The 25,461-nt window shown below is 58.7% G+C and carries 24 protein-coding genes and 1 tRNA gene; 15 read left to right on the top strand and 10 right to left on the bottom strand.

Annotation, left to right across the window (positions count from 1 at the left end):
- The first annotated feature begins 3 nt into the window (after positions 1-3).
- Complete coding sequence (locus AEAC466_RS29575; RefSeq protein WP_023457403.1) at positions 4-291, top strand: Dabb family protein; 288 nt, start codon at positions 4-6, stop codon at positions 289-291.
- Between the two features lie 21 nt (positions 292-312).
- Here AEAC466_RS29575 and AEAC466_RS43670 read toward each other — a convergent pair whose 3' ends face one another.
- The 4 genes from AEAC466_RS43670 to AEAC466_RS29555 form a co-directional block, all read right to left on the bottom strand.
- Positions 313-2,412: a sensor histidine kinase gene (locus tag AEAC466_RS43670; protein ID WP_081714573.1), complete on the bottom strand. Its 2,100-nt coding sequence runs from the start codon at positions 2,410-2,412 to the stop codon at positions 313-315.
- 89 nt (positions 2,413-2,501) lie between these two features.
- Positions 2,502-3,986, bottom strand: coding sequence for a methyl-accepting chemotaxis protein (locus AEAC466_RS29565; RefSeq protein ID WP_023457401.1), 1,485 nt, complete (start codon positions 3,984-3,986; stop codon positions 2,502-2,504).
- Positions 3,987-4,228: 242 nt separating this feature from the next.
- Positions 4,229-4,630: a DUF4260 domain-containing protein gene (locus AEAC466_RS29560; protein ID WP_035429404.1), complete on the bottom strand. Its 402-nt coding sequence runs from the start codon at positions 4,628-4,630 to the stop codon at positions 4,229-4,231.
- Positions 4,631-4,853: 223 nt separating this feature from the next.
- On the bottom strand, positions 4,854-5,891 hold the full coding sequence (locus AEAC466_RS29555; RefSeq protein WP_023457399.1) for an aldo/keto reductase: 1,038 nt from the start codon (positions 5,889-5,891) through the stop codon (positions 4,854-4,856).
- A 195-nt stretch (positions 5,892-6,086) separates the two neighbouring features.
- Here AEAC466_RS29555 and AEAC466_RS29550 point away from each other — a divergent pair, with 195 nt between their 5' ends.
- Positions 6,087-6,959, top strand: coding sequence for a LysR family transcriptional regulator (locus tag AEAC466_RS29550; RefSeq protein WP_023457398.1), 873 nt, complete (start codon positions 6,087-6,089; stop codon positions 6,957-6,959).
- A 178-nt stretch (positions 6,960-7,137) separates the two neighbouring features.
- On the opposite strand, the gene AEAC466_RS29545 is transcribed toward AEAC466_RS29550, so the two are convergent.
- On the bottom strand, positions 7,138-8,040 hold the full coding sequence (locus AEAC466_RS29545) for a LysR substrate-binding domain-containing protein (RefSeq protein ID WP_023457397.1): 903 nt from the start codon (positions 8,038-8,040) through the stop codon (positions 7,138-7,140).
- A 168-nt stretch (positions 8,041-8,208) separates the two neighbouring features.
- Between AEAC466_RS29545 and AEAC466_RS29540 the strand changes: the two genes are divergently transcribed.
- From AEAC466_RS29540 to AEAC466_RS29515, 5 genes are all read left to right on the top strand, one after another.
- Positions 8,209-8,754 carry a hypothetical protein gene (locus AEAC466_RS29540; RefSeq protein ID WP_023457396.1) on the top strand — a complete coding sequence of 182 codons (546 nt, stop codon included), beginning with the start codon at positions 8,209-8,211 and terminating at the stop codon, positions 8,752-8,754.
- Between the two features lie 353 nt (positions 8,755-9,107).
- Complete coding sequence (locus tag AEAC466_RS29530; RefSeq protein WP_023457394.1) at positions 9,108-9,950, top strand: MBL fold metallo-hydrolase; 843 nt, start codon at positions 9,108-9,110, stop codon at positions 9,948-9,950.
- A gap of 274 nt (positions 9,951-10,224) precedes the next feature.
- Positions 10,225-10,980 carry a class I SAM-dependent methyltransferase gene (locus AEAC466_RS29525; RefSeq protein WP_023457393.1) on the top strand — a complete coding sequence of 252 codons (756 nt, stop codon included), beginning with the start codon at positions 10,225-10,227 and terminating at the stop codon, positions 10,978-10,980.
- A gap of 80 nt (positions 10,981-11,060) precedes the next feature.
- The gene (locus AEAC466_RS29520; protein WP_023457392.1) at positions 11,061-11,975 is read left to right on the top strand and encodes an AraC family transcriptional regulator; all 915 of its coding nucleotides are present in this window, start codon (positions 11,061-11,063) and stop codon (positions 11,973-11,975) included.
- Positions 11,976-12,099: 124 nt separating this feature from the next.
- Positions 12,100-12,849, top strand: coding sequence for an SDR family oxidoreductase (locus AEAC466_RS29515; RefSeq protein WP_031238421.1), 750 nt, complete (start codon positions 12,100-12,102; stop codon positions 12,847-12,849).
- Between the two features lie 220 nt (positions 12,850-13,069).
- On the opposite strand, the gene AEAC466_RS29510 is transcribed toward AEAC466_RS29515, so the two are convergent.
- The 3 genes from AEAC466_RS29510 to AEAC466_RS29500 all read right to left on the bottom strand — a co-directional run bounded on the left by AEAC466_RS29510 (position 13,070) and on the right by AEAC466_RS29500 (position 15,712).
- Positions 13,070-13,146: transfer RNA gene (locus AEAC466_RS29510), tRNA-Arg, on the bottom strand.
- A gap of 60 nt (positions 13,147-13,206) precedes the next feature.
- Entirely contained in the window at positions 13,207-14,202 is a 996-nt protein-coding gene (locus tag AEAC466_RS29505; RefSeq protein WP_023457390.1) for a LacI family DNA-binding transcriptional regulator, read from the bottom strand.
- A 103-nt stretch (positions 14,203-14,305) separates the two neighbouring features.
- Positions 14,306-15,712 carry a helix-turn-helix domain-containing protein gene (locus AEAC466_RS29500; protein ID WP_023457389.1) on the bottom strand — a complete coding sequence of 469 codons (1,407 nt, stop codon included), beginning with the start codon at positions 15,710-15,712 and terminating at the stop codon, positions 14,306-14,308.
- Positions 15,713-15,877: 165 nt separating this feature from the next.
- Between AEAC466_RS29500 and AEAC466_RS44405 the strand changes: the two genes are divergently transcribed.
- From AEAC466_RS44405 to AEAC466_RS29490, 3 genes are read left to right on the top strand one after another with little or no spacing between them, the layout of a single operon-like run.
- Entirely contained in the window at positions 15,878-16,033 is a 156-nt protein-coding gene (locus tag AEAC466_RS44405) for a hypothetical protein (protein ID WP_155913537.1), read from the top strand.
- A 5-nt stretch (positions 16,034-16,038) separates the two neighbouring features.
- Positions 16,039-17,319, top strand: coding sequence for an isocitrate lyase (aceA, locus tag AEAC466_RS29495; protein WP_023457388.1), 1,281 nt, complete (start codon positions 16,039-16,041; stop codon positions 17,317-17,319).
- A 12-nt stretch (positions 17,320-17,331) separates the two neighbouring features.
- Entirely contained in the window at positions 17,332-17,541 is a 210-nt protein-coding gene (locus AEAC466_RS29490; RefSeq protein ID WP_023457387.1) for a hypothetical protein, read from the top strand.
- A 71-nt stretch (positions 17,542-17,612) separates the two neighbouring features.
- On the opposite strand, the gene AEAC466_RS29485 is transcribed toward AEAC466_RS29490, so the two are convergent.
- Positions 17,613-18,890 (bottom strand): MFS transporter, encoded by a 1,278-nt coding sequence (locus tag AEAC466_RS29485; protein ID WP_023457386.1) that lies wholly within the window; start codon positions 18,888-18,890, stop codon positions 17,613-17,615.
- A 115-nt stretch (positions 18,891-19,005) separates the two neighbouring features.
- Between AEAC466_RS29485 and AEAC466_RS29480 the strand changes: the two genes are divergently transcribed.
- Both AEAC466_RS29480 and AEAC466_RS29475 read left to right on the top strand, forming a co-directional pair.
- Positions 19,006-19,221: a zinc-finger domain-containing protein gene (locus tag AEAC466_RS29480; protein ID WP_023457385.1), complete on the top strand. Its 216-nt coding sequence runs from the start codon at positions 19,006-19,008 to the stop codon at positions 19,219-19,221.
- 36 nt (positions 19,222-19,257) lie between these two features.
- Entirely contained in the window at positions 19,258-19,725 is a 468-nt protein-coding gene (locus tag AEAC466_RS29475; protein ID WP_023457384.1) for a VOC family protein, read from the top strand.
- Here AEAC466_RS29475 and AEAC466_RS29470 read toward each other — a convergent pair whose 3' ends face one another.
- Complete coding sequence (locus AEAC466_RS29470; protein WP_155913535.1) at positions 19,726-20,022, bottom strand: hypothetical protein; 297 nt, start codon at positions 20,020-20,022, stop codon at positions 19,726-19,728. It abuts the gene before it with no gap.
- Positions 20,023-20,193: 171 nt separating this feature from the next.
- On the opposite strand from AEAC466_RS29470, the gene polA reads away from it, so the two are divergent.
- The 3 genes from polA (at position 20,194) to AEAC466_RS29455 (ending at position 25,433) form a co-directional block, all read left to right on the top strand.
- Positions 20,194-23,067, top strand: a complete 2,874-nt coding sequence (polA, locus tag AEAC466_RS29465; RefSeq protein ID WP_023457382.1) for a DNA polymerase I — start codon at positions 20,194-20,196, stop codon at positions 23,065-23,067.
- Positions 23,068-23,266: 199 nt separating this feature from the next.
- Positions 23,267-24,949, top strand: a complete 1,683-nt coding sequence (locus AEAC466_RS29460; protein WP_023457381.1) for a methyl-accepting chemotaxis protein — start codon at positions 23,267-23,269, stop codon at positions 24,947-24,949.
- A gap of 82 nt (positions 24,950-25,031) precedes the next feature.
- On the top strand, positions 25,032-25,433 hold the full coding sequence (locus tag AEAC466_RS29455) for a VOC family protein (RefSeq protein WP_031238419.1): 402 nt from the start codon (positions 25,032-25,034) through the stop codon (positions 25,431-25,433).
- The last annotated feature ends 28 nt before the right edge of the window (positions 25,434-25,461 follow it).

The following is a 25,461-nucleotide window of genomic DNA, read 5'->3' as shown; positions in this document are numbered from 1 at the left end:
CGCATGATCCGCCATATCGTTCCGTTCCGCCTGACACATGCCCATGGCTCGGCCGCAGAGGCCGACTTCCTCGTCGCCAATCGTCGCCTGGCGGACATTCCGGGTGTCGAAAATTTTGAACTGCTACGTCAGGTCAGCCCGAAGTCGAACTTCGACTTCTGCGTCTCCATGGCCTTTGCGGATCAGGCCGCTTACGAGGCCTATAACACCCATCCGGCCCACGTCGATTTCGTGCAAACGCGCTGGCTCGTAGACGTGGCGGATTTTATGGAGATAGACCTCACGGAATAGAGCTCAACGGGATTTGTGCGACTATTTTTTTGCCCCGACGGCATAAGGTGAGGCCATCTGGCCCGACGGCGACGCGTCTTCGCTGGCCGGCGTCGCGTGTTCCAAAGGAACTTCAAACCAGAACGTACTGCCCGAAGTGACATCTGACACCACCCCTATCTGACCTTGCATCAGCTTGACCAGCTCCGCGCAGATGGCGAGGCCTAAGCCGCTCCCGCCATGCTTACGATTTATGCCGGCATCCAATTGCTGAAAACGCTGGAACAACTTTCCGGTCTGTTCGGTGTTGAGTCCGGGCCCCGGATCGGAAACCTCAACCCGCATGCGCCCCCCATTTTGTCCTGAAACCGCGCGCATAGAGACGCAGATATCGCCACCCGAAGTGAACTTACAGGCGTTGCTAATCAGGTTGCTCAGTATCTGACCCAGGCGCGTATCGTCGATTACCTGCCATTCCGGCAGCGCTTCGTCATAGGCCACAGTCAGGCTAAGATTGTGCACCTGGGCTTGCCGCTGAAACTGATCAACCGTGTCATGGGCCAGCTCTCTCACATTGACAGCCTTGGGGCTCAGCGTCAGCTGGCCAGCTTCCAGACGCGAGACGTCGAGGATGTCGTTGACGATTCCGAGAAGCGTCTGCCCTGCCCTTTCAATACGCTTTACAAACGACTGGGTTTCCGTCGACAAGCCGTCCTGATCACTCAAAAGATTGGAATATCCCAATATGGTCGTTATCGGCGTTCGTATTTCATGACTCATCGTCGCCAGGAACTGCGCCTTGATTTCAAGTGCCGCCTCAGCTTGCCTGCGCGCGGCAATCAGTTGGGCATTACTATCGGCCAGCGCCAGTTCCTTGAGCTTCATATTGGTGATATCTGTAACCATCACGTAGAAGCCGCAGACGCGACCGCTCTCTTCGAAGTCAGGCAGGTATTGCGCCAGCATGTAGCCTACGGCGCCATCGGGCTTTGTAATCGCCCGCTCGAAGGTTTGCTTTTTACCGCTCAGCGCGCCGCGAATATAGGGCTGGTTCAAAGCGAAAATTTCTGTGCCAAGCAAGGTTTTCAGATGAATGCCCATGAGTTCATCCGGCCTTTTGTTGAACCATTCAAAATAGGCATTGTTGGCAAAGCGGCATTTGAGGTCCACATCCCAGTATCCCAACATGCCGGGCATGTTTTCCGCCAGAAGCCGATGACGAGCCTCGCCTTGGCGCGATTGTTCGATGGCCTTGCGATAATCGGTCGTATCCTGGAAGACGCCGTTGAGCGTTTCCACTTCGCCGTCGTCACCACGCAGCACCACGGCCTTCGCCACCACATTGCGCAGTGAACCGTCGGCGCGACGTATACGCGCCTCTAGGGTATAGCCCTGGCCCGTATCTAAGGCGCGCTTAACCATCATGGCGAGCTTTGATGCGTCTTCTGGTTCGTAGAGCGCCAGCACCTGCGCGTAATCAGGCGGTTCGTCGGCAATCGTAAGGCCGTGAATGCGGAAGACCTGATCCGACCAAGTTATACGGCCTGTTTTTGCATTGAACGACCATTGACCTATGCCGGCTATATCTTCGACCAGTTCGAGCGTTCTCTGCCCCTCTTCCTTCGCCTTTATTATAGCGCTGTTGATCAACGCCGCCTTGCGCATCGCCAGGACTGAGGAAACGGCGGCGGCCATCTGTTCGAGTTTACTCGCTTCGACGGGGCCGAAATCTGGCCTCGGTATGCGATCGATCACGCAAAGGGTTCCGATCAGCACCTTATCGTAACGCACCGGCGCGCCGGCATAAAACCGAATATGAGGCGCACCGACAACCAGCGCATTGGTCGAAAAGCGTGGATCGTCTAACGCATCGGTTACGATCATGACCTTATCTTCACGAATGACATGATCGCAAAAGGAGACTTCGCGCGCCGTATGATCCACATCCAGGCCGATGTGGGATTTGAACCACTGCCTCTCTTCATCGACGAGCGAGATGAGTACGATAGGCACGCCGAAGATCAGCTTCGCGAGTTCTGTCAGTTGATCGAAGGCGGGTTCTGGCGGCGTGTCGAGAATGTCCAGCGCTGCCAAGGCGTTAAGCCTTTGGGCTTCACTTTTGAGGTTTCGCAGCCTTGGCATTATTTCTCTCGACTATTCTGCTGGACGCTTACGGTCGCCTGCTGAGCCTCGCAGGCAAACAAGCTCACGCTTTCCCAAACCATGAAACATCAGGCAACCAGTTGCTCGACGCTCTGCTTGACCTGTTCGGAGGCATTGGCGACGCTGGAGAAGGTTGAATTTATCTGCCCAAGACTATCTTCAATCTTTTGCACCGAAGACACGGCCATCTGCATATTATTGGAGATTTCGCCGGTAACCGCGTGTTGTTCTTCGATGGCGCTCGCCACACTCGCGACATTTTCCAACACGGAATTGAGCGAAGACGAGATCAACCCCATCGCGCCCACAACCTCAGTCGTTACGGACTGCATCTTGGCGATTTCCGTACCGATAGTTTTGGTAGATGCCGCCGCCTGATTGGCAAGCGATTTGACCTCCGAGGCGACGACGGCGAAACCCTTACCCGCCTCCCCCGCTCTCGCAGACTCGATTGTGGCATTCAACGCGAGAAGATTGATTTGTGACGCAATATTTTGAATGAGGGCAACGATATCGTTCATGGCTGTTGCAGACACATCCAATGTCGCTACGGAATCATTCGCCTTCTGGGCACTGTTGAATACACTCTCGACACCGGCCTGAGCATTGGTCATGCTCTCGCCAATCTCGCGGACGCTAAGACTCAACTCTTCCGATGCCGCAGCGACAGAATGAATAATCGACGTGGTGTCGCTCGAAGCCTGAGCTGCGCCAGACGTCATTTGGGTCGCGTCGACCATCTGATGGATAACACTGCCAAGTTCGGCGTTGATCTCCTGGCCGAGCGCGTCATTGCGCAGGCGTCGCACGACGGAAGCGGTAATATCAGTTGCAAACTTCACGACCTTGACCACAGCGCCGGTATCGTCAAAAATCGGATTGTAGGTCGCCTGGATATAGACCTCGCGCCCCGCCTTGCCGATACGTTTATATTCGGCGGCCTGAACTTCGCCCCGGCCCAGTCGGTCCCAAAATACCTTGTAATCGGACGAGTTGGCATAACTCTGTTCGCAGAATATTCGGTGATGCTTGCCGACAATCTCGTCGGCAACATAGCCCATTGTATCCAGAAAATTCTTGTTGGCCTGGATAATATCGCCCGACGGCGTAAACTCAATCACGGCCTGAGCACGATCGATCGCGGTAATCTTGCCGGCGTAATCGATCGCAACCAGTTTGGCGGCGGTAATATCTGCGGCGATTTTTATCACCTTTATAACCTTGCCGGCGTTATCTACGACCGGATTATAGGACGCCTGGAGCCAAACGACCCGTCCGCCAGCACCGAAGCGCTTGAATTCTCCGGCGCGAAACTGGCCGGCGCGCAGGCCGGCCCAAAATGTCTTGTAGTCATCCGATGCCACATAGGCCGGATCGCAAAACAGGCTGTGGTGGCGCCCTTTGATCTCTGACAGGGTGTAGCCCACCGCCTCCAGGAAATTCGCATTCGCCGACAGAATGCTGCCATCAGGCGAAAATTCGATGAGCGCTTGGGACGCGTTGAGACTAGCGATAACCGCCTTGTCATCATTCTTACCAGATCCGAAAAGCATAGATTCTCCAACACATTATACATACTTATATAAGCAGTATAAGGCCTGCGATCTTAATGCTGATAAAATAAATTCTTACACCAATGTTACAATTCGTAAATCATAATTTATGAGCATATCTGCCGATATGATCTCTATACAATAGAATTGCTTTCGTTTTGTTTAAAAAATTAACTATGTTACATCACCGATGACAGAACGTGATTACATGTTAAAGTCGCAGGACGGATATACCAATCTCTTCACACCGCAACCTCGTTCCGTTTTTTGTCGCGGCCTTTCAGCCCCAGATGCGTGAAACCAAATCCCGCGGCGTATTTCAGGCCATAGCCTGCAAAGCGGTCGAAGCCGACATGAGCAATCCAGATCAGGCCTGCGCTCAGCACCTCAGCATGTCCGATATATTGCCCAACCACGAGACACCCAATCGGCCCCATCAAACTGTGCCCGGCATTGTAGATCGCAGCACCCGTCTTTTTGCCCAGCAGATAGCCAAACATGCTGAGGTCCGGCACAAGGAAAAATATGGCAAACCACATCCAGCCCGCACCGAATTTTGAATAGGTCAGACATGCGGCCGCAAATATGACCAGGCCTTCTGTCCGAAGGATGAGTTTGGGCATTCCTGTTACAGACCCTGACATCGCAATCTCCTTGATAGGCCACGACGCTAACCCATTTGACGATGAATTGAGTTTGACTAATTCTGAACATAACCCATCCGCTTTTGCATGGAATGTGATTGCGCTATGTGCGCGATCATGTGAGCGAGGCAATGGATTGTCGTCGGTGCCGTCCGCAGCTCGACAGCAGCGTATGGACGAGGAAGGTTTCGCCGGAGATGCCTAGTGTTCACCCTCCGAATTGCTAACCAGCAATCGGAGGATTGAGGCGCGAGAACCCCTCCTGGCGACGATAGGGAAAATGGGGGTAAGGTGCGGAGACGGCGCTGGCTTCGTCCAGCTTTGCGATTTGCTCGGGTGCAAGCGTCCAACCGACCGCGCCGAGGTTCTGGCGAAGCTGGTCTTCGTTACGCGCGCCAATGATGACGGAGGAGACGGTGGGCCGCGTCGTCAGCCAGTTGAGCGCCACTTGCGGCACAGTCTTCCCGGTGTCCTCCGCCACGGCGTCCAGCGCATCGACAACCCGGAACAGGTGTTCGTCGTCGACGGGAGGGCCATAGCTCGCGGTTTCGTGCAGGCGACTGCCTTCGGGCAACGGCGCACCGCGCTTGATCTTTCCCGTCAGGCGGCCCCAGCCGAGCGGCGACCAGACCAGCGCGCCCAGGCCCTGATCGGCCCCCAGCGGCATCAGATCCCATTCATAGTCGCGGCCAATCAGAGAGTAATAGGTCTGGTTGGCGACGTAACGCGGCCAGCCATAGCGGTCGGCGACTGCCAAGGCCTTCATGATCTGCCAACCGGAAAAGTTGGACACGCCAACATAGCGAACCTTCCCGGCTCGCACGAGTGTATCGAGCGTGGACAGAACCTCTTCCATCGGCGTGTTCACGTCGAAGGCGTGCAATTGCAGGAGATCGATATAGTCGGTGCGAAGGCGCTTCAGCGCATCCTCGACGGCGCGGATGAGGCGGAACCGCGACGAACCGGCGTCATTGGGACCATCTCCCATCGGCAGGCTAGTCTTGGTCGAAATTAGCACGCTGTCGCGCCGCCCCTTGAGGGCCGTCCCGAGCACCTCTTCAGAGGCTCCATTGGAATAAACATCTGCGGTGTCGAACAGGTTGACGCCGGTGTCGAGGCAAATGTCGATCAGGCGCCGCGCCTCCTCAACATCTGTAGTGCCCCAAGCTCCGAACAGTGGCCCCATTCCGCCGAATGTGCCCGCGCCGAAACTCAGCACTGGAACCTTGAGGCCCGACCGGCCGAGAAAACGATATTCCATGATAAGATCCTTTCTATGGTGGATGAGGCATCGGCCGTCAGGGCGTAGAGAGCCAAGGGCATGATCTGTCTCGCAAGTTTCAAGTTCGATACGACACATAGATCTCCATCATAAGATGATATAGTAGGCGTAATAGAACATCATTTATGAATTGAAAGACCGATGGCACGCTCCGAGATAAACCGGACCCGCGAAATGGAAGTGTTCGTCTGTGTCGTGGAACGCGGAGGGTTCTCGGCGGCCGCGCGCGCTTGCCGCATGACGCCTTCCGCCGTCAGCAAGCTCGCTATCCGGCTCGAAGCGCGCCTTGGCGCTCGGCTCATCAATCGCTCGACACGCGCATTCCAGCTCACGCCAGAAGGATGCGCGTTCTACGAACGCGCGACGCGCATTCTGGCGGATATTACGGATGCAGAACGCGGCGCGGGCGCTGGAGAACAGCCCGTGGGACGCATCCGCCTAAACACCAGTGCGTCATACGCCACTCACATCCTGGCGCCGATCTTGCCGGAGTTTCTGGACCGCTATCCGGGCGTCACGCTCGATCTCGTGCAAACCGATATGGTGGTAGATCTGGTGGCGGAAAGGACCGACGTGGCGGTACGCGCCGGTCCGCTCAAGAGTTCCAGTCTCGTCGCTCGTAAGCTGGGCGACACGCCGATGATCGTCGCCGCTGCTCCGTCATACCTTGCCCGATTCGGCGAGCCTAAGACGCTTGAAGACCTGGAACGGCACAACCGTATCAGCTTCGGCTATGCCCGAACCGTAGATGGTTGGTTGATGAAGAAGGGAACCGAGACCGTCACCGTCCCCGCTGTGGGGAGGGTTCAGGCAAGTGACGGTGAGGGGCTACGCCGATTGGCGCTAAACGGCGCGGGGCTGGCACGTCTCGCGGCATTTACGGTGCGCGAGGATATCGAAATGGGGCGTTTGGTGCCGGTGCTGGAACATCTGAACCCCGGTGATCGCGAAGCCTTCCACGCAATCCATATAGGACAAGGCGGACCGCTCCCGTCGCGCGTCCGGGTGCTGCTCGATTACCTAGCCGAACGCGGAAGGATTTTATGAGTCGGACGCTCGCGTTCCCCTAATGCGTCAGTGTAGAGCAATCGGCGGAAATCAGTTCGCTGAAAATGTCATTTCTAGGAAATATGGCGCGCGGCACCGAGCGAAGATGAGAACTACGTCTACGCTATGGCCCTCCATTAAGACGGTTCGAATCTCAGGAGTATTCGGCTGCCCCGTGTCAATCGAGGCTTGGACTATGACGGCGCGCTTCCTCGATCAGCCAGTTCGCGAACATCTGGATAGGCCCTTCGCTCAATCGGATAGGCTCCGGAAGGACGAGGCAGAAGGTCTTGGAGATCGACTCACTGTCAGGCCAAGGAGCAACCAGGCGGCCTTCTGCCAATTCGGTCTCTATATAGAGGCGCGGCACGAGCGCGGCGCCGAGACCGGCCAGCGCGGCTTCGATTTGCATGGAGTGAAGATCATAACGGGCGCCAACTGCGGGATTCGTGAGCGCGATCCCGGTTTCCTGTGCATAGCGTTGCCAGGCGTCCGGGTTCTGACGTCGATGAAGGCGCGGCAGTTCATCCAGGGAAACGGCTCCTTCACCTCCATAAAGAAGCGCCGGATGGCAAACAGGTACCAACTTCTCACGCAATAGGCGGTGGGTTCTCATTCCCGTCCAAGCGGGATGATCGAAATGGATCGCAGCATCGAAACCGCTTCCGGCAAGCACAAAAGGCTCCATACGTTCGGCAAGGTGCACGGTGATGTTAGGGTGCATTTCACGAAACCGCGCCAGCCGGGGAATAAGCCAGCGCGTGGCAAAGGTCGGGATGGTGGCGATGTCGAGGCTCGCGCCTCCGCTGGGCTGCCCCATCAGATATTGGCTGTCTCGTTCCAGCCGGTCCAGTGTTTCGCGAACCTGAAGCGCATAACGTTCGCCATTCGGCAAAAGCCGAACACGATTGCCGACCCGCAGAAACAGCGTGACGCCGAGAAACGTTTCAAGGCGGCCAATCTGGCGGCTGATCGCCCCTTCGGTCAGAGCAAGTTCGTCGGCCGCGCGCGCGAAGCTGCAATGACGAGCGGCCGCCTCGAACGCCATGAGTGCGGAATTACTGGGAATCTTGCGGCGCATAGCGGTTCCTGACAGGTAGCTCGGCATCGCATTCGCCTCTACCTTGATATTAGCTCACTGAAGCATGATCCATTGTCCATATATGGACGGTGGTCGCCAGTCTATCATGAGAAAATATCAACGATAGACAAGGCCGGAAGATCCACTCTTTCGGTCGAAGGTGGTGCGATGATCTATACAGTAGAATGCAGCTTTGCCGATCCGGCCAGTGAAGCGGAATGGAACGACTTTTACAGTTTGGACAAACTGCCAGCCCTGATTTCGGTGAGCGGCTTTCACACTTCGCAGCGTTTCAAGGCTTTGAGCCGCGGTTGCCCCGTTTATCTTGCTCTCCATTCGATTGATGGCCTCAATATCCTTACAGGTGAGGAATATAGTCAAAAGGGCGGCGGCAATTTTGCACGCTGGCAACAGCACATCACCGACTGGCACCGGAACCTCTATGGCGGCATTGAGCGAGCGCAGGCCATTGGTGAGGGCGAATATCTAGCGTCGAGCGTCACAGGCCCCGAATTTCTGATCCGGCTGGGCCTCACCCCATATGCGATGCAGGCGGTCGCTATGGAGACGTTCCCGGAACATCGCTGGCTTGCCAAGGTGGAGCGCGGCAATCTGCCTGACATCGAGCATCTACCGGAAGGCATCCATATCTATGCACCGATGACGGCGCAGTTGACGAATGATGGTAACGCCGCTGTCAGGAAGGCGCGGTAACACCCATGCCGAATGTCACGATCTATATTCCCGCAGACAGAATGCCGCCGGACGAAGCACTCACAGACCTCACGGAGCAATGCACAGACGTTTGCACCGGCATACTCCGGGCCGCATTGGCGAATGTGCATATTGTCTATGTCGCTGTCCGGCATGGCCGGGGCCACCCCGCTTTTGCAGAAATTCAATATCGCCTTGAACCATTTCGGACACCGCCAGTCATGGCGCAGTTCATGAAGGAACTGGACGACGCCATAAGGCGCAATACCGGTCTCACCGTGCGCATTCGTTGCTTTGGCTATGAGGCGTCAAGCGTTCATGCGCGAAATTGAGGGGACGCCAGGAGAAAACCAATGTCTAGTTTCGCATTACCCAACCAACAGATCGGTGATTTAACCATCACCGCCGTCAGCGATGGCTATCTCAACGCCAGTTTCGATTTTCTGGCGAATATCGACCCGGCCAATGCCTCCCGTATGCAGGAAAATGCGGGGATAACGGACCCTACCTCGATCCATATCAACTGCTACCTTGTCCGTGCGGGCGGTCGCATCGTCTTGATCGATGCAGGAGCAGGCGGTTTCAAGCAATGGGGCGGTCAATTAAAAGCCAATCTGCTGCTCGCGGGCATCCAGCCATCCGAAATCGATACGATTCTGTTGACGCACGCCCATCCCGATCATGTCGGAGGGCTAATGGACGCCTCGGGAGAAGCAGTCTTCCCGAACGCCGAACTGATTGCCCACCATCGGGAAGTCGCGTTTTGGCGAGATGACGGCAATCTGAACCGCGCACCCGAGCGCGCCCGTGGCAACTTCCTCGTGGCGCGTCAGGCGTTCGATGGCTATCGCGATAGACTGCGCACTTTTGAGGGTGGCGAGGTGCTGCCCGGCGTCACGGCGATGCCGCTGCCGGGACATACAGCTGGACACACCGGCTATCGGCTCGATTCGGGTAACAAGAGCCTGCTGGTCTGGGGCGACATCGTTCATTTCCCGCATATTCAGGTTCCGCGCCCGGAGGTGTCGATTGCGTTCGATCAAGATGCATCGCTCTCCGCCGCGACACGATCGAGGCTTCTCGACTGCGTGGCCGCCGAGCAACTGCTAATCGCGGGCATGCACCTCGGCGAACCCGGATTCGCGCGGATCGAGCGAACAGCAAACAGGACCTATGCAGTCTCTTACGAAAAATGAAAGTGGGTCAGCCGCCTCACCTCCGCGTCTTGGCTTCTCGGCGCGTGGGAAGGCGGCCACCAGAATTTTCAGCACGAAAATTATCCCAGTTCAAATCGCAGGTTGGAATATCGAGCTATCGGCGATAACAAGTTCGCCAAAGGGGAATTTGAGAAATTTGGCGCACCACGCCCGGTGATGATAACAATTATGTCTACGTCATAGCCCTCTAAGCCCGCCTAAATGCGCCCACCTCGACGATCAGGCAAAATTCCATCAAGCAAGGTCCATTGCAATGCATACATCATCTGAAGGCTACAAGACCGGTGCTGCGGCCTATGTCGGCGGGCGGCCTGGCTATCCGCCCGAGGCACTGGACTGGTTGCGCGACATCGTGGGTGTCGGGCCCGGCCGAAAAGTCCTGGAACTGGGTGCCGGTACCGGAAAGTTCATGCCCTTGCTCAGGCAATGCGGGGCAACGCTCATGGCCGTTGAGCCTATCGATGCCATGCGCGCGCAACTGACGGCCGACTTTCCGGAGGTCGAGGCGCTGGCCGGATCGGCGGAAGCTATCCCCTTGCCAGACGCATCCGTTGATGCCGTCGTCTGCGCGCAGGCCTTTCACTGGTTCGCAAACGTCGCCGCCCTGCGGGAGATCAGGCGGGTTCTCGTGCCGGGCGGCGTGCTGGGGCTCATTTGGAATGGGCGGGACGAGACCGTGCCATGGGTCGCTGAACTGTCCGCCATCACGGACGAGTGGGAGGGAAATACGCCCCGCTATGTGACGGGAGAATGGCGCCGTGTCTTTCCCGCACCTGGATTTGAGTTCATCGATGAGCGCCATGCCCGCAACGCACATGTTGGTACGGCAGACCAGGTCATTGTCAAACGGACATTATCCGTCAGCTTCATCGCGGCCTTGCCTCAGCAGAAACAGGCGGAAGTCGAAAAGCAGGTAAGGGCGCTGATCGCGCACACCCCTGAACTCTCCAAGGGCGGTGACATTTCCTTCCCTTATGAGACGAGCATGTTTGCCTATCGCAAGCTGTAGCCAGGTCCGCCGTCGGGCACTGGACTTGCCCTTTCGGACGATCTATAATTAATTGTCTCGATATTATATGGATCATCCACGTGGACCCGCTCAGCGATGTGATCGCCCTGCTTCGGCCGAACACGGCCATCTCGAAGCCCATTTCTGGCCGGGGCACCTGGGCCGTACACTATGCCGCGAATGAAGCCCCCGGCTTTACGATCATTCTTAAGGGCGAATGCTGGATTGCATTTGAAGGCGAGGCGCTCTTGAAGCTGGAAACGGGAGCATTTCTTCTGCTGCCCTCGACCCCCGCCTTTACCTTGAGCAGCCATCCCGGCCTGGTCGGGAGGCCGACAGACCCGATGAATGTGCCCGTGCGCCATGGCGAGCAGGAGGATGAAGCGGACTTCATGGCACTTGGCGGCACGTTTCGTATCGAGGCGGCGAATGCGCCGCTGCTGCTCGCCCTATTGCCGCGCATGATCCATGTTCCGCCGTCCGAAGGGCGATCGGCGCGGCTCGGCCGGCTGATCGACCTCATTGCAGATGAGTGCCGTGGCGACGAGCCGGGCAAGGATATGATCCTTCAGCGCATGCTCGAAGTTCTTCTCATCGAAGCGCTTCGCTCGCAGGGAACTACCATGGGCGAAGACCGCGCTGGTCTGCTGCATGGTATGCGCGATCCGGCGCTTGCACGGGTGCTTGCGGCGATGCATGCCGATGTGCGCGCAGACTGGACAGTCGCAGGCCTTGCCCGAATCGCCGGCCAATCGCGTTCCGCCTTTGCTGCGCGATTTGGCGCGGTGCTCGGCTGCGGTCCGATCGAATATCTCGTCCGCTGGCGGATGGCGCTGGCCAAAGATGCCTTGCTGCGCGGGGCAAAGACGCTCGACCGGATTGCCGACGACATCGGCTACGACTCGGCCAGCGCCTTCAGCACGGCGTTCCGCAAGCGGCTTGGATGTCCGCCGGGGCAGTTCGCCAGGATGAATGGCAGCGCCGGGCACGCCTGAAATCGAGGCGCGGAGGCGCTTCATTATAATCTGGACGATTGAGCAATATAATTGGATTTCTAATTATAGATCGTCTAGTCGATCCGGACTATCAAGGAACCATCTGAAACGAATGGAGGTTCCCATGCAAACGATCCTGATCACCGGCACATCCTCTGGCTACGGCCTGGAGACGGCGCGCCACTTCCTCGGCAAGGGGTGGAATGTCATAGCAACGATGCGCCGCCCCGACGCCAGCCTTTTCCCGGCCTCGCCCCGGCTGCGCATTCTGCCGCTTGATGTCACAAGCGACGAGAGCATCGCCGCCGCCGTCGCCGCCGCCGGCCCCATAGATGTGCTGGTCAACAATGCCGGCATCGGTGTTGTCGGCGCATTCGAGGCGACGCCGATGGCGCATGTCCGCAAGGTCTTCGCCACCAACACGTTCGGCGTCATGGCCATGTGCCAGGCCGTCATTCCGCAGATGCGCGAACGCCGCTCCGGCGTGATAGTCAACGTGACCTCAAGCGTGACACTGACCGCCATGCCACTGGCCGCCGCCTACACCGCCAGCAAGCAGGCGATCGAGGGCTTCACAGGCTCGCTCGCCCATGAACTTGGCTATTTCAATGTCCGCGCCAAACTGGTCGAGCCCGGCTATGCCCCGACGACGCGCTTTGCGCAGAATACGGACGTGCGGATCGAAGACCTGATCCCGCCTGCCTATGCCGGCTTCGCGGGGCCGATCTTCGCGGAGTTTGCGCATCCCGCCATGACAACAAAGGAAACGGATGTCGCCGCGGCCATTTGGGATGCAGCCCACGACACAACAGGTCGCCTTCAGTTTCCGGGCGGTGCCGACGCGGTCGCACTCTATGAGGCCCGTCACCGATAAGCGCAAAGCGTCCTGATCATCAAAGGACGATCACAGCCAGCATCGGCCTCCCCGCCGGTGCTGGCTGTTCGTCGGCCATCTTTACCATCCAGAGAATACGAACTTTTCTCCGCCGAATGCCGCCGTTTTTAAATGTGGAGCGTGGAAGTTTGGCACTGCATATCCAGTCCCACACATAACAGGTGGCAATCGCGTATAATAGCGTGGAACCGGCGGATTATGGCGCACCCAAGAGGATTCGAACCTCTGACCTTTGCCTTCGGAGGGCAACGCTCTATCCAGCTGAGCTATGGGTGCCTGTGGCCTGAGAAGCCTACCTAAGCGAAAGCGGCGTTGTACTCAACTGCTAAAATGCGTTCAGGTAATTTTGCGGCGCGTGCTGTCGCGGATAACCAGTTCGGGCGTGACGATCAGGCCTTCGTGCGGCTTCATTTCGCCTTCGTCGAGCGCGGCCACCAGCAGCTCCAGCCCTCGCCGTCCGATATCGAAGATGCCGACTCGTAAGGTCGTCAGGGGCGGTGAGGTAAAGCGCGCGATGGGAATGTCGTCGAAGCCGACGACGGCTATATCCTCCGGCACGTTCAGCCCGGCTTCGCGCAGGGCCAGAAGACACCCCACCGCCATCATGTCATTGGCCACGAATATGCCGTCCGGCCGGTTGCCCGACGCCAGGAACGCCTTGGCGCCGCGATAGCCCGATGCCTCGGTGAAGTCGCCTTCGAACAGTTGCGGCGTGCGGCCCTCGGTCGCCGAAAGGAAGCCACGCTTGCGTTCCTCGGCTTCGAAATTGTGCTTCGGCCCGGAAATATGCGCAATCCGCTGACATCCCTGGTCGAGTAGGTGCAGCGCCGCTGTGACGCCGCCACCGAAATTATCGACGCTGATCGAGCCCTGGCCCACCTTGCCAATCCGGCTGGAAATGGTCACGAGCGGCAGGTTGAGCGGGATGATGGCGGCCAAGTCGTGCGATTCGACAAACGGCGACATGACCAGCAGCCCATCGACGCGTCCACCCATGGCCCGCACCGCGCGCACCGCTTCGTCCGGATTGCCATGCGAGCCCGACACCAGCACATGCAAATCACGCGCCCGCGCCGCCACATCGACGCCGCGCATGATTTCGGCAAAAAACTCGCCGTAGATGTCGGGCAGAAGAACGCCGACCGTATTTGTGCGCGACATGACCAGGGAACGGGCGCCACCGTGCGGCACATAACGCAGACGCTTGGCGGCTTCGAGGACACGCGCCTTCACATCGTCGGTGACATTGTCCAGCCCGTTTATGGCGCGGGAGGCCGAAGCGATCGAAACGTTCGCTTCGCGCGCAATGTCCTTCAGCGTAACTCCCGACATAGTGTCTCCCAGAATAGCGCCAACCTATGCGCTTCGGGCACAGGTGTAAATGCAGACTTTATATCGCTCAGAGGCCACGCACTTGGTATTATTCGTATTAAGGTCAAAACGGAAAAGCGGTCACGCCCTTGATCCATTCGTCGATCTGCAACGCCTTGACCGCCGGCGGCGCAGCGCGTTCGCGACAGTTCGGCCGCTCGCACAGACGGCACATCGGCCCGGTCTGGACCGCATTGGGCTGAGCCAGGTCAAGCCCGCGGGCATAGATCAGCTTGTCGGCATATTTCAATTCGCAACCCAGGCCGATGGCCGCCTGGGAATAGGCCCCATCGGCATAGGGGCTGAGGTTGCGATCAAGCGTGCGCGATACAGTGAAATAGCGCAGGCCATCCGGCGTTTCTATAACCTGGGTGATTACGCGGCCTGGTGTTTGAAAGGCCTGATGGATATTCCAGCGCGGGCAGGCGCCACCATATCTCGAAAACGGGAAATGTCCGGCGGCGAAACGCTTGGACACATTGCCGGCGCTGTCGATCCGCATCAGAAAGAACGGCACACCGCGCGCACCCGGCCGTGACAGGGTGGTCAGGCGTTGAGATGCCTGTTCCCACGACACCTCGAACGGCGCCCGCAACAACTCGATATCATAGGCGTTTTGCTCGGCCATTTCCAGAAAAGCGGAATAAGGCATCAAGGTCGCGGCGGCGAGGGCATTGAGTAGGGCGATCTTGTACAGACGCTGTGTCGCCAGGTCCGGCGCCCGCGCCTTCTCCGCCAAGGCGTTGACTTCAGAGCCATATTCGCTAAGCGCCAATTGATAGAGGATGGCGAAACGGCGCGATGAGGCGCCAAGCGTCTCGGAAATCATCAGGCGGCGACGGTGCGGATCGAAGCGGCGCTGGTACATCATCATCACCTGGGCCGGCATCAACCGGATATCGATGCGATAGACCTCGGCCAACCGCTTTTGCGCCGCCTCGGCCAAGCCATGCGGATCGCCGCCCAGCACCGCAAACAGGCGTTCGCCCAGTTCGTCCAGTTCGGGAAAGAAGTTGTGATGAGTCTGAATCTGGTCGCGCACCCAGTCGGAGGGCGACTGATCGGCGTCTTCCGGCGCAATGGCCACGGCGTCGCGTTTCCGACGTTCGACATAGGCGCGGTACAGCCGCGTCACCGCTTCGGCCGCCATGGGCGATACGGCGACCAGTTCGGATATTTCCCGGCGCGGCAAATGAAGGTCCTTGAACAGGGGATCGGCGAAGATCTCGAGCAGGTCCGCCTCCCCCGCCGGTTCGCTGTCGTCGGTAAAGGTGCGCAGGTCCAGATCGTAGGTAGAGGCCAGCTTAAGCAGGACCTGAGCCGTCACGGGCCGCTGATTGCGTTCGAGATGGTTGAGATAGGAGGCCGACACGCCCAGATCGGCGGCCATCTGGGTCTGGGTCAAGGACAGATCATAACGCAGCCGCTTTAGCCGCCCGCCGAGAAACAGTTTGCGATCCAGGTCTGCCATGGCACCTCACAGATAGGCATATTGTCACAAATTTACAAAATTTGCAATGTCACAATTTTCCAAATGTCGCCAATTGCGCCCTCCTAGCTCTATATTTTCCTTCAAAACAAGCGCTTTATGCCTCCACGCACACCGACGGCAAGACCGTCCGAAAGGAGACATATTATGACAAATAGACCAGACCCCACACCTTTTACCACCCCGTGGGACGTGGCCACCGCCTACGCCGCCTCCTTCGGGCTGTTCGCGCCTGGCCTTCTCATGGCCGCCCGCCGCGTTCCGCCGCCACCCCAGCCTTCGCGCCAATCGTCTCAAGGATAACCGACATGACAACCTTTCAAGACCTTGTTCCCACCGCCGCGCCCGACCGGTTCGACGGCATCGAGCGCCCTTACACCCCGGCCGACGTTTTGAGGCTGCGCGGGTCATTTCCTATCCAGCACACCCTGGCCGAACGCGGCGCGAACCGTCTGTGGGACCTTTTGCACACCGAGCCATTCATCAACTCGCTGGGCGCCATGACCGGCAACCAGGCCATGCAGATGGTGCGCGCCGGGCTTAAGGCGATTTATCTGTCCGGCTGGCAGGTCGCGGCGGATTCCAACACTGCGTCGTCCATGTATCCGGACCAATCGCTGTATCCAGCCAATGCCGCGCCGGAACTGTGCCGCCGCATCAACCGCACCCTGCAACGCGCCGATCAGATCGAGCACAGTGAAGGCGGCGCCAAACGCGAATGGTTCGCCCCCATTGTTGCCGACGCCGAAGCCGGTTTCGGCGGCCCGCTCAACAGCTTCGAGATCATGAAGGCTTTCATTGAGGCGGGCGCCGCCGGCGTCCATTTCGAAGACCAACTGGCCTCGGAAAAGAAGTGCGGGCATCTCGGCGGCAAGGTGTTGATCCCGACCCAGGCCCACGAACGCAACCTGATTTCGGCGCGCCTGGCGGCCGATGTCATGGGCGTGCCGACCCTTACGGTCGCCCGCACTGACGCGGAGTCCGCGCAACTCATCACGTCGGATGTCGATGAACGCGATCACCCCTTCATCGAACGCGACAACCGCACCGTCGAAGGCTTCTTCCGTCTGAAACCCGGCACCGGCCTTGATCACTGCATCGCCCGCGGCCTGTCCTATGCGCGCTATGCCGACCTGTTGTGGTGGGAAACCTCGCACCCCGACCTGGATGACGCCCGCCGCTTCGCCGAAGCCGTCCACAAGCAGTATCCGGGCAAGCTTCTGGCCTATAACTGTTCGCCGTCGTTCAATTGGGAAGCCAAGCTCGACAAGGCGACCATCGCCAAGTTCCAGCGCGAATTGGGCGCCATGGGGTACAAGTATCAGTTCGTCACCTTGGCCGGTTTCCACGCCCTCAACAATTCGATGTTCGAATTGGCCGACGGCTACCGCGATCACGGCATGGCGGCCTATTCCGAGCTTCAGCAGCGGGAGTTCGCCAACGAAGCACGGGGCTACACCGCCACCCGGCACCAACGCGAGGTCGGCACCGGCTATTTCGACAAGATTGCCGAGACGATCACCAATGGCCAGTCTTCCACCACCGCCATGAAAGCCTCAACTGAGACCGCACAGTTCGCCGCCGAATAAGGAGTAATGACAATGGATCCCCTGAACCGAGCCGATGCCATCATCGACTTTTGCCTGTCGCCGCTGGCGCTCGATCCCAATGCCCAAACCACCCTGGAGGTGCGCCGCCGCCTGGAGCATGTCATCAAGACCTACCAGACGAAAATCACACAGCCCGTCGCGGTGGATTTTTCCAAGATGCCGTCACTGGTCATCAATGAGGCGGCGCACGGCTACGAATAGCCGCCAGGCATGCCTTCGCAAGTCTTGCCTTTTGGCCACGCCCTTTCCGCTCCCAGGTGGAAAGGGCGTGGTCACGTCTCGTCTGAGCCAAAAGCCGATGCCCGCCGGGTATCGGCGGTGAAGACATAGACCAGCAGTGAAACGGCGATACAGGCGGTCACGTACCAAAAGAAGTGCGATTCATGACCGGCGTTTTTCAGCCAAAGGGCGACATATTCCGCCGATCCGCCAAACACCGACACCGCCACGGCATAGGGCAAGGCGACACCAAGCGCCCGGACATGCGACGGAAACAACTCCGCCTTCACCACCGCATTAATGGATGTATAGCCGCTAACGATGACCAGGGCCGCCATGACCAGTCCGAAGGCGGTCCAGAAGTCCTGCGCCGTCGCTAAGGCGCTCATGATCGGCACGGTGAACAGGACGCCCAGCATGCCGAAACCGATCAGCAGAGGACGGCGGCCGATACGGTCCGACAATGCGCCGAACGCCGGCTGCAACAGCATGTAGAGGCACAGGGTCAGGGCCGACAGGGTGGTGGCGTCGTTCTTGCTCCAGCCGGTCGTGTTGACCAAAAACTTCTGCATGTAGGTGGTGTAGGTATAGAAGGCGACCGTTCCGCCAAGCGTCAGGCCCACGACCTGAAGCGCCTGCCACGGATGGTCTTTCAGAAGCGCCCAGGTGCGATTGCGCGCAAAGGCGCGGCCCTCTTCGAACGAACGGGTTTCGGCGATATGGGTGCGGATGAACAGGGCCGTGACGGCCAGAATAGCCCCGATGACAAAGGGAATGCGCCAGCCCCAGGCGTCGAGCTGTTCAGGCGTCAGCAGCCACTTTTGCAAGGCGATCAACACACCGAGCGCGATCAGCTGGCCCATGATCAGGGTGACATACTGAAAACTCGACCAGAACCCGCGGTGGGTCGCCCCGGCCATTTCCGACAGGTATGTGGCGCTGGCGCCGTATTCCCCGCCGACGCTTAAGCCTTGCAATAGGCGGGCAAACAACAGAAGCGCAGGTGCGGCAATGCCGATAGCGGCATAGCCCGGGGTGACGGCAATGATCAGGGAGCCTGCGCACATCAACAAAATCGAGGCGGTCAGCGCGGTTTTACGCCCGTACCGGTCGGCATACCAACCCAGCAGCCATCCACCGATCGGTCGCATGAAAAACCCCACGGCGAAAATGGCCGCCGTATTGAGCAATTGGGCCGTCGGGCTGGAATTGGGAAAGAAGGCCTTTGAAAAATAGAGGGTAAAGGCCGAATAGGCGTACCAATCGTACCATTCGACCAAATTGCCGATGGAGCCGCCCAGGATAGAACCGAGTTTGCCGCCCTGTTTCATTTGCATCCCTGTTGTATCGACCGAAGGTTTCACACTTCAATTGACGACACAAGGCGGTTTGATTTAAGGATCGGAGCGGTTTCCGCCCCAATTGCCCCTAAGGTACAGCAGCGTCATGAGCGACACCCTCCCAGCCCCCGAAGTCATCTATGTCGACACGCACAAAGTCGCCTGCAACGGCGGCGGTGGCGCCTTGGGCCACCCCCTGACCTATTATGAGCTGGGTGAGGACGGCACAGCGGAATGCGGCTATTGCGACCGCAAGTTCGTGCACAAGGATCACGCCCACGACTATCACGATCCGGCGCCGCGCCCCGAAGGCGAGCACTAGGCGCATGTCAAACATGTTCGCAGGCTTTCCAGGCTGATGCGTTATCTGCACACCATGGTCCGCGTGAAGGACATCGACGCGTCCCTGCGCTTCTACTGCGACGGTCTGGGGCTTTATGAACAGCGCCGTATCGACAACGACGCCGGCCGGTTCACGCTGGTGTTCCTGGCGGCGCCGGAAGACCGGGACATGGCAACACCGACCGAAGCCCTACGCGGCCAGGCGCATGTCGAACTGACCTATAACTGGCCCGACGAAACCGGTGCGGTCGAAGACTATAAGGGCGGCCGTAATTTCGGTCACCTGGCCTATGAGGTTGATGACATCTACGCGCTTTGCCAGCATCTGAGCGATATGGGCGTGGTCATAAATCGCCCGCCACGTGACGGGGCGATGGCCTTTGTGCGCTCGCCGGACGGTATTTCGGTCGAGCTGCTGCAAAAAGGCCGGCCAAAGCCTCCGGCGGAGCCGTGGGTGTCCATGCCCAATAGTGGAAGCTGGTAGTCAGACCGCCTTGAAAACCGGCGTCTGCGTGACGTCCAGCGTCTTCGCGGCAGACAGTTCCACCAGATGGCTTAAGGCGCTGTCCACGTCGAATTCACGCGTCTGAACCATAGCCAAGGTCTTGGCGATATAGGCATCGAGACCGGCGCCGTCGTCATTGCTCAGTTGCGGATGGCAGAATTTTTTCAGATCGGCCACGGCATCGCCCGGCGTGATGTCGCCGCGCAAAAACATTTCGAGAATCCGGCTGATATTGATGCGCGCCGCCGTATGACCGGCATCTTTGACCATGGACATTTGCCACTCCATTTCCATAAAATTTGCATGGTTATTATACACAGACGGAACCGCCTGACACTGCGACATAGTGCCCACGTCACCGATACTGACGATGGCTGTCGCTTTTGTTTGGCATGATCGTCAGATCGCCGTATGAAGGCTGACCGCAGACAAGAGACCCGACCCAAGATGGATGACACGTCGACCACCCCGGCTGAAAAACAGAAGCGCCTCGTCCTGATTGACGGGTCGGGCTATATTTTTCGCGCCTATCACGGCCTCCCCCCTCTGACGCGCAAATCGGACGGCCTGCCCATCGGAGCGGTCGCCGGTTTCTGCAACATGCTGTACAAGTTGATCAAGGAAAACCGCGGCGACGATGCGCCGTCGCATCTGGCTGTCATTTTTGACGCGTCTTCGCACACCTTCCGCAATGAAATTTACGATCAGTATAAGGCGCACCGCCCCCCGGCCCCGGAAGACCTGATCCCCCAGTTTCCCCTGATCCGCGACGCCACCCGCGCCTTCGGCCTGCCCGCCGTCGAACAGTTGGGCTTCGAAGCCGACGACCTGATCTGTACATATACGCATCTGGCCAAGAAGGCCGGTTTCAAGGTCACGATCATTTCGTCGGATAAGGACCTGATGCAGCTGATCGACGACGATGTGATGATGCTCGATCCGGTCAAGAGCACGCTGGTCGGGCGGGAGGAAGTCATTGCGAAATTCGGCGTGCCGCCGGAGCTAGTCGTCGATGCGCAGGCGCTGATCGGTGATTCCGCCGACAATGTGCCGGGCGCACCCGGTATCGGGGTCAAGACCGCCGCGCAATTGCTGCTCGAATACGGCAATCTCGACAACCTGCTGGCACGCGCGTCCGAGATCAAGCAGGAGAAACGCCGCCAGACCCTGATCGATTTCCGCGACCAGATCCTGATGTCGCGCGAACTGGTGACACTGCGCTGCGATTCCCCCACGCCGGTCGACATCGACACATTCGCCTTGAAACAACCGGAGCCCGATGTCCTGACGGCCTTTTTGAGCGTGATGGAATTTGCCTCTTTGGCAAGACGGGTCGGCGGCACCCTGTCCAATCTCGATTCGTCAACGGCGCTCGACAAGGTGCCGACCGCACCGATCCTGCGCCCGCTTTACGGCGCACCGGTCAAGGGGCCCGCTGAGACCGCCATTCAGCCGGTCGAGCGCGACAAATATGTCTGCGTGCAGACCCTGAGCGAACTGGAACGCTGGATCGCTTGCGCCTACGACGCCCAGGTCATCGCCGTCGACACGGAAACCGACGACCTGTCGGCATCGCATGCCAACCTGTGCGGCATCTCACTGGCCGTCGGACCGAACCAGGCCTGTTATATTCCGCTCGGCCACACCTCGACCGAAGGCTTCGATTTCGGCGATGGTGGCGGGCTGGAACAGATTGATCTGAGGCAGGCCATCGCCGCGTTGAAGCCTTTGTTCGAAAATCCGACGATTCTGAAGGTCGGCCAGAACATCAAATACGACCTGTCGGTCCTGCACCGCTACGGCATAGATGTCGCGCCGTATGACGATACCATGTTGATCTCCTATGTCCTGGAAGGCGGTCTGCACGGCCACGGCATGGATGAGCTGTCCGAACAGCATCTGGGCCACACCCCCATTACGTTCAAGCAGGTGGCCGGCAGCGGCAAAACGGCCAAGTCGTTCAAATATGTCGAGCTCAAGGCCGCCACCGAATATGCCGCCGAAGACGCCGATGTCACCTTGCGCCTGTGGCAGATACTCAAGCCGCGCCTGCAACGCGAAGGCCTGCTTACGGTCTATGAAACCCTGGAACGCCAGATGCCCGCCGTCCTGTCCGAAATGGAACTGGCCGGAATCCGCATCGATCCGGCGGTCTTGCAATCCTTGTCGCACGATTTTGGTACCCGTATGGCCGAGATCGAAGCCGAGGCGCAAAACCTGGTCGGCCGACCGTTCAACATGAACAGCCCCCAACAATTGGGCGCCATCTTTTATGATGAGATGAACCTGCCCGGCGGCAAGCGCACGGCGTCGGGACAATGGGCGACGGATGCAAAGACCTTGGAGGAGATCGCCGAGGGCAAGGGGGGGACCGAAGCCGGCCAACCCCTAGCGCGGCTGCTGCTCGATTACCGTCAGATGGCCAAGCTAAAAGGCACCTATACCGATGCGTTGGTGACCTACGCCGACGCACAGACCCAGCGCATACATACCAGTTTCCATCTGGCGGCGACGCCGACGGGCCGGCTGTCGTCCAACGAACCGAATTTACAGAACATCCCGATCCGCACCAAGGAGGGGCGTAAAATTCGGCAGGCCTTCATCGCCAAACCAGGACATAAGTTGATCAGCGCCGACTATTCGCAGATCGAACTGCGCATCCTGGCCCATATCGGCGACATTCCGCAATTGAAACAGGCCTTCGCGCGCGGCGATGATATCCACGCCATGACCGCGTCGGAAATGTTCAATACGCCGATGGCCGAGATGACTTCGGAAATCCGCCGCCGTGCCAAGGCGATCAATTTCGGTATCATCTACGGCATTTCGGGCTTCGGCCTGGCCAACCAGCTCGGTATCGATCAGGGAGAGGCCGGGCGCTACATCAAGACCTATTTCGAACGCTTTCCCGGCATCAAGGACTATATGGACGCCACCAAGGCGTTTGTGCGGGAACACGGCTTCGTCACCACCCTGATGGGGCGCAAGATTCACATCCCCGAAATCAACGGCAAGGCCGGGGCGCTCAAGGCCTTCGCCGAACGCGCCGCCATCAACGCGCCGATCCAGGGCACGGCCGCGGACGTTATCCGCCGTGCCATGATGCGCATGCCCAAGGCGCTTAGCGACGCAGGCTTCTCCACCCGCATGTTGCTTCAGGTCCACGACGAACTGATTTTTGAAGCGCCGGAGGCCGAGGTTGAAACCGTCATGCCGCTGATCAAGCGGATTATGTCCGACGCCACCCTGCCCGCACTTGAAATGAGCGTCCCGCTTGTGGTTGAAGCTCATGCCGCTCTTAACTGGGACGAAGCGCACTAATGCCACACGTTGAAATTTCAGAGGCAAAATCCGCCTGAAAACGTCTAGCGTTGGTAAAAATTAATTCATTATTCACCCTAAAACGACATTTTCCGTAAAGTGTCGAAACGGGCTGCGTATTAGGGCCACCCATCCACCGCAGTTTGCGCAGGCTGCCGGATGCGACTTGTCCCGTGTCCGGCCCTTGGGAACGGCTTAAATGCTGAAAAACATGACGATCCGTGCACGTGTCATTGCGGCATTTGCCGTGGTCTTGTGCGCCACTGCCGCGCTCGGCATCTTCTCGATCCTGCGCCTCAGCGCCGTAAACGCCGCTGCCAACGACGTGGGCACCAACTGGCTGCCGTCCGCCAATGTGCTGGGGGACCTGTCCCAGGACTTCGAACGGCTTCGCGCGCGCCAAGGCCAGTACTTGCTGGCTCCGGCCGAAAAGAAACCGGCACTGGCCGACATGATCAGGGATTCGGAGAAAGCTGTTTCAAACTCGCTGGCTGCCTATAAGCCGCTGATCACCAAGGGTAAGGAGGAATCCTTAGCCGACTCGATCAATACCTCTGTCGGCGTCTATATCGCCACTAGCGACGCATTGCTCGACAAAGCCAATGCCGGCGACATGACCGGTGCCGTAAACCTCTATTTCGGCAATATGCAAGACAGCGCCAACCTTGCCCGCACCGCTATCCGCGCCGACCGTGCCTACCAACTCACCGAAGGCCATAACGCCGCGCAGGCCGGATTGGCGCTCGGCAAATCGGCTGTGACACTGATTATGTTTGCCCTTGTGTTTACCGCTCTGATCTGCGGTGCCATAGGCTTCGTGATGATCCGCACGATCTCGACGCCGATCAAGCGCATGTCGAGCATTATGCAGAAACTGGCCGACGGTGATACGACGGTGGCTATTCCCAATACCGGTGAACGCAATGAAATCGGCGATATGGCGATGACCGTCGAAATCTTCCGCGACAACCTGATCCGCACGCATCAACTAGAAGAAGACAGCCGTCAGGCACGCGAAGAGGCGGAAGTTCAGCGCAAACGCACCATGTATGAACTGGCCGATCAGTTCGAAAATGCCGTCGGCGGTATCGTCGAGATGGTATCGTCGGCGGCCACAGAGATGCAAGCCACGGCATCTCAATTGACGTCTTCTGCCCAGGAATCCGCCGCCCAGGCCATTTCCGTCTCCGCCGCCGCCGAAGAGGCCGGCACCAATGTCACCTCCGTCGCCGGTTCAGCCGAAGAGCTCGGCGCGTCCGTGTCCGAGATCGGTCGCCAGGTCGAACATTCGTCGGCTAAGGCCCGCGCTGCCGTGACCGAAGCGGACGCCACCGCCGCCATCGTCTTCGAACTGTCCCAGGCCGCAGGCCGCATCACCGGCATTGTCGACATGATCACCGGCATTGCCGCCCAGACCAACCTGCTGGCGCTAAACGCCACGATCGAGTCGGCGCGCGCGGGAGAGGCCGGCAAGGGCTTCGCGGTCGTCGCCGCCGAAGTTAAGCAATTGGCCCAGCAGACGAGCAAGGCCACCGCCGAAATCAGCCAGCATATCGGCAGCATTCAGACCACGACCCAGCGTGCGGTTGAAGCGATTGGCAACATTACCGGCACGATCCGCGACATCAACATCGCCTCTTCCACCATCGCCGCCGCTGTGGAACAACAGGGCGCGGCGACCAGTGAAATCGTCCACGCCGTCAATCAGGCGTCATCTGGCACGCAGGAAGTCACCTACAATATCACCGGGGTGGCGCGCATGGCCGAGGAAACCGGCGCGGGCGCCTCTCAGGTCCTCAGCGCATCGGCAGAACTGGCCCATCAGGCGTCAAACCTGCGCAGCCAGATCAATAGCTTCCTGGCGCACGTGCGGGCGGCATAGCCCTACCCACAACTGGGGCAAAACACGATAGGCAAAGGCGCGGCGATTGAACATCGCCACGCTTTTTGCTTATGGTGACAATATGATCGTAAAGAATCTCAACCATATCAATATTCAGACGCGCGACATGGCGCGGACCATCGCCTTTTACGGTGAGCTGCTGGGACTTGAGGCGCGCACCGCGCCGCGTCGCAAGCCAGAAGAACGACAATGGTTATATGACAGCGAGAGCCGCGCGGTCATTCACCTCAACCTGTTCGGCACCGACAACACCTATGCGCGCGAAGTCATTCCCGGCGGTCCGACCGGCGCCATCCATCATGTCGCCTTCGAATGCGATGGGCTGGAGGACATGGTGCAAAAGCTGGAGGCTCGTGGCCTGCGGTACGAACGCGCAGAACTACCGGAAATCAATCTGACGCAACTGTTCGTGGTCGATCCCAACAATGTGCTGCTTGAGCTGAATTTCAGGCACCTGGCCTGACATCTGCGGCCTGTTCCGAATCCGGCGT

It is taken from the genome of Asticcacaulis sp. AC466, from assembly GCF_000495815.1.
GTDB lineage: Bacteria > Pseudomonadota > Alphaproteobacteria > Caulobacterales > Caulobacteraceae > Asticcacaulis.
This window is presented reverse-complemented; position numbering and strand designations above follow the sequence as displayed.

Bases quoted from the DNA above. Each gene is read 5' to 3' on its own strand.
- AEAC466_RS29575 (WP_023457403.1), top strand. From the start codon at position 4: ATGATCCGCCATATCGTTCCGTTCCGCCTGACACATGCCCATGGCTCG.
- AEAC466_RS43670 (WP_081714573.1), bottom strand. From the start codon at position 2,412: ATGCCAAGGCTGCGAAACCTCAAAAGTGAAGCCCAAAGGCTTAACGCC.
- AEAC466_RS29565 (WP_023457401.1), bottom strand. From the start codon at position 3,986: ATGCTTTTCGGATCTGGTAAGAATGATGACAAGGCGGTTATCGCTAGT.
- AEAC466_RS29560 (WP_035429404.1), bottom strand. From the start codon at position 4,630: ATGTCAGGGTCTGTAACAGGAATGCCCAAACTCATCCTTCGGACAGAA.
- AEAC466_RS29555 (WP_023457399.1), bottom strand. From the start codon at position 5,891: ATGGAATATCGTTTTCTCGGCCGGTCGGGCCTCAAGGTTCCAGTGCTG.
- AEAC466_RS29550 (WP_023457398.1), top strand. From the start codon at position 6,087: ATGGAAGTGTTCGTCTGTGTCGTGGAACGCGGAGGGTTCTCGGCGGCC.
- AEAC466_RS29545 (WP_023457397.1), bottom strand. From the start codon at position 8,040: ATGCGCCGCAAGATTCCCAGTAATTCCGCACTCATGGCGTTCGAGGCG.
- AEAC466_RS29540 (WP_023457396.1), top strand. From the start codon at position 8,209: ATGATCTATACAGTAGAATGCAGCTTTGCCGATCCGGCCAGTGAAGCG.
- AEAC466_RS29530 (WP_023457394.1), top strand. From the start codon at position 9,108: ATGTCTAGTTTCGCATTACCCAACCAACAGATCGGTGATTTAACCATC.
- AEAC466_RS29525 (WP_023457393.1), top strand. From the start codon at position 10,225: ATGCATACATCATCTGAAGGCTACAAGACCGGTGCTGCGGCCTATGTC.
- AEAC466_RS29515 (WP_031238421.1), top strand. From the start codon at position 12,100: ATGCAAACGATCCTGATCACCGGCACATCCTCTGGCTACGGCCTGGAG.
- AEAC466_RS29505 (WP_023457390.1), bottom strand. From the start codon at position 14,202: ATGTCGGGAGTTACGCTGAAGGACATTGCGCGCGAAGCGAACGTTTCG.
- AEAC466_RS29500 (WP_023457389.1), bottom strand. From the start codon at position 15,712: ATGGCAGACCTGGATCGCAAACTGTTTCTCGGCGGGCGGCTAAAGCGG.
- AEAC466_RS44405 (WP_155913537.1), top strand. From the start codon at position 15,878: ATGACAAATAGACCAGACCCCACACCTTTTACCACCCCGTGGGACGTG.
- aceA (WP_023457388.1), top strand. From the start codon at position 16,039: ATGACAACCTTTCAAGACCTTGTTCCCACCGCCGCGCCCGACCGGTTC.
- AEAC466_RS29490 (WP_023457387.1), top strand. From the start codon at position 17,332: ATGGATCCCCTGAACCGAGCCGATGCCATCATCGACTTTTGCCTGTCG.
- AEAC466_RS29485 (WP_023457386.1), bottom strand. From the start codon at position 18,890: ATGAAACAGGGCGGCAAACTCGGTTCTATCCTGGGCGGCTCCATCGGC.
- AEAC466_RS29480 (WP_023457385.1), top strand. From the start codon at position 19,006: ATGAGCGACACCCTCCCAGCCCCCGAAGTCATCTATGTCGACACGCAC.
- AEAC466_RS29475 (WP_023457384.1), top strand. From the start codon at position 19,258: ATGCGTTATCTGCACACCATGGTCCGCGTGAAGGACATCGACGCGTCC.
- AEAC466_RS29470 (WP_155913535.1), bottom strand. From the start codon at position 20,022: ATGTCCATGGTCAAAGATGCCGGTCATACGGCGGCGCGCATCAATATC.
- polA (WP_023457382.1), top strand. From the start codon at position 20,194: ATGGATGACACGTCGACCACCCCGGCTGAAAAACAGAAGCGCCTCGTC.
- AEAC466_RS29460 (WP_023457381.1), top strand. From the start codon at position 23,267: ATGCTGAAAAACATGACGATCCGTGCACGTGTCATTGCGGCATTTGCC.
- AEAC466_RS29455 (WP_031238419.1), top strand. From the start codon at position 25,032: ATGATCGTAAAGAATCTCAACCATATCAATATTCAGACGCGCGACATG.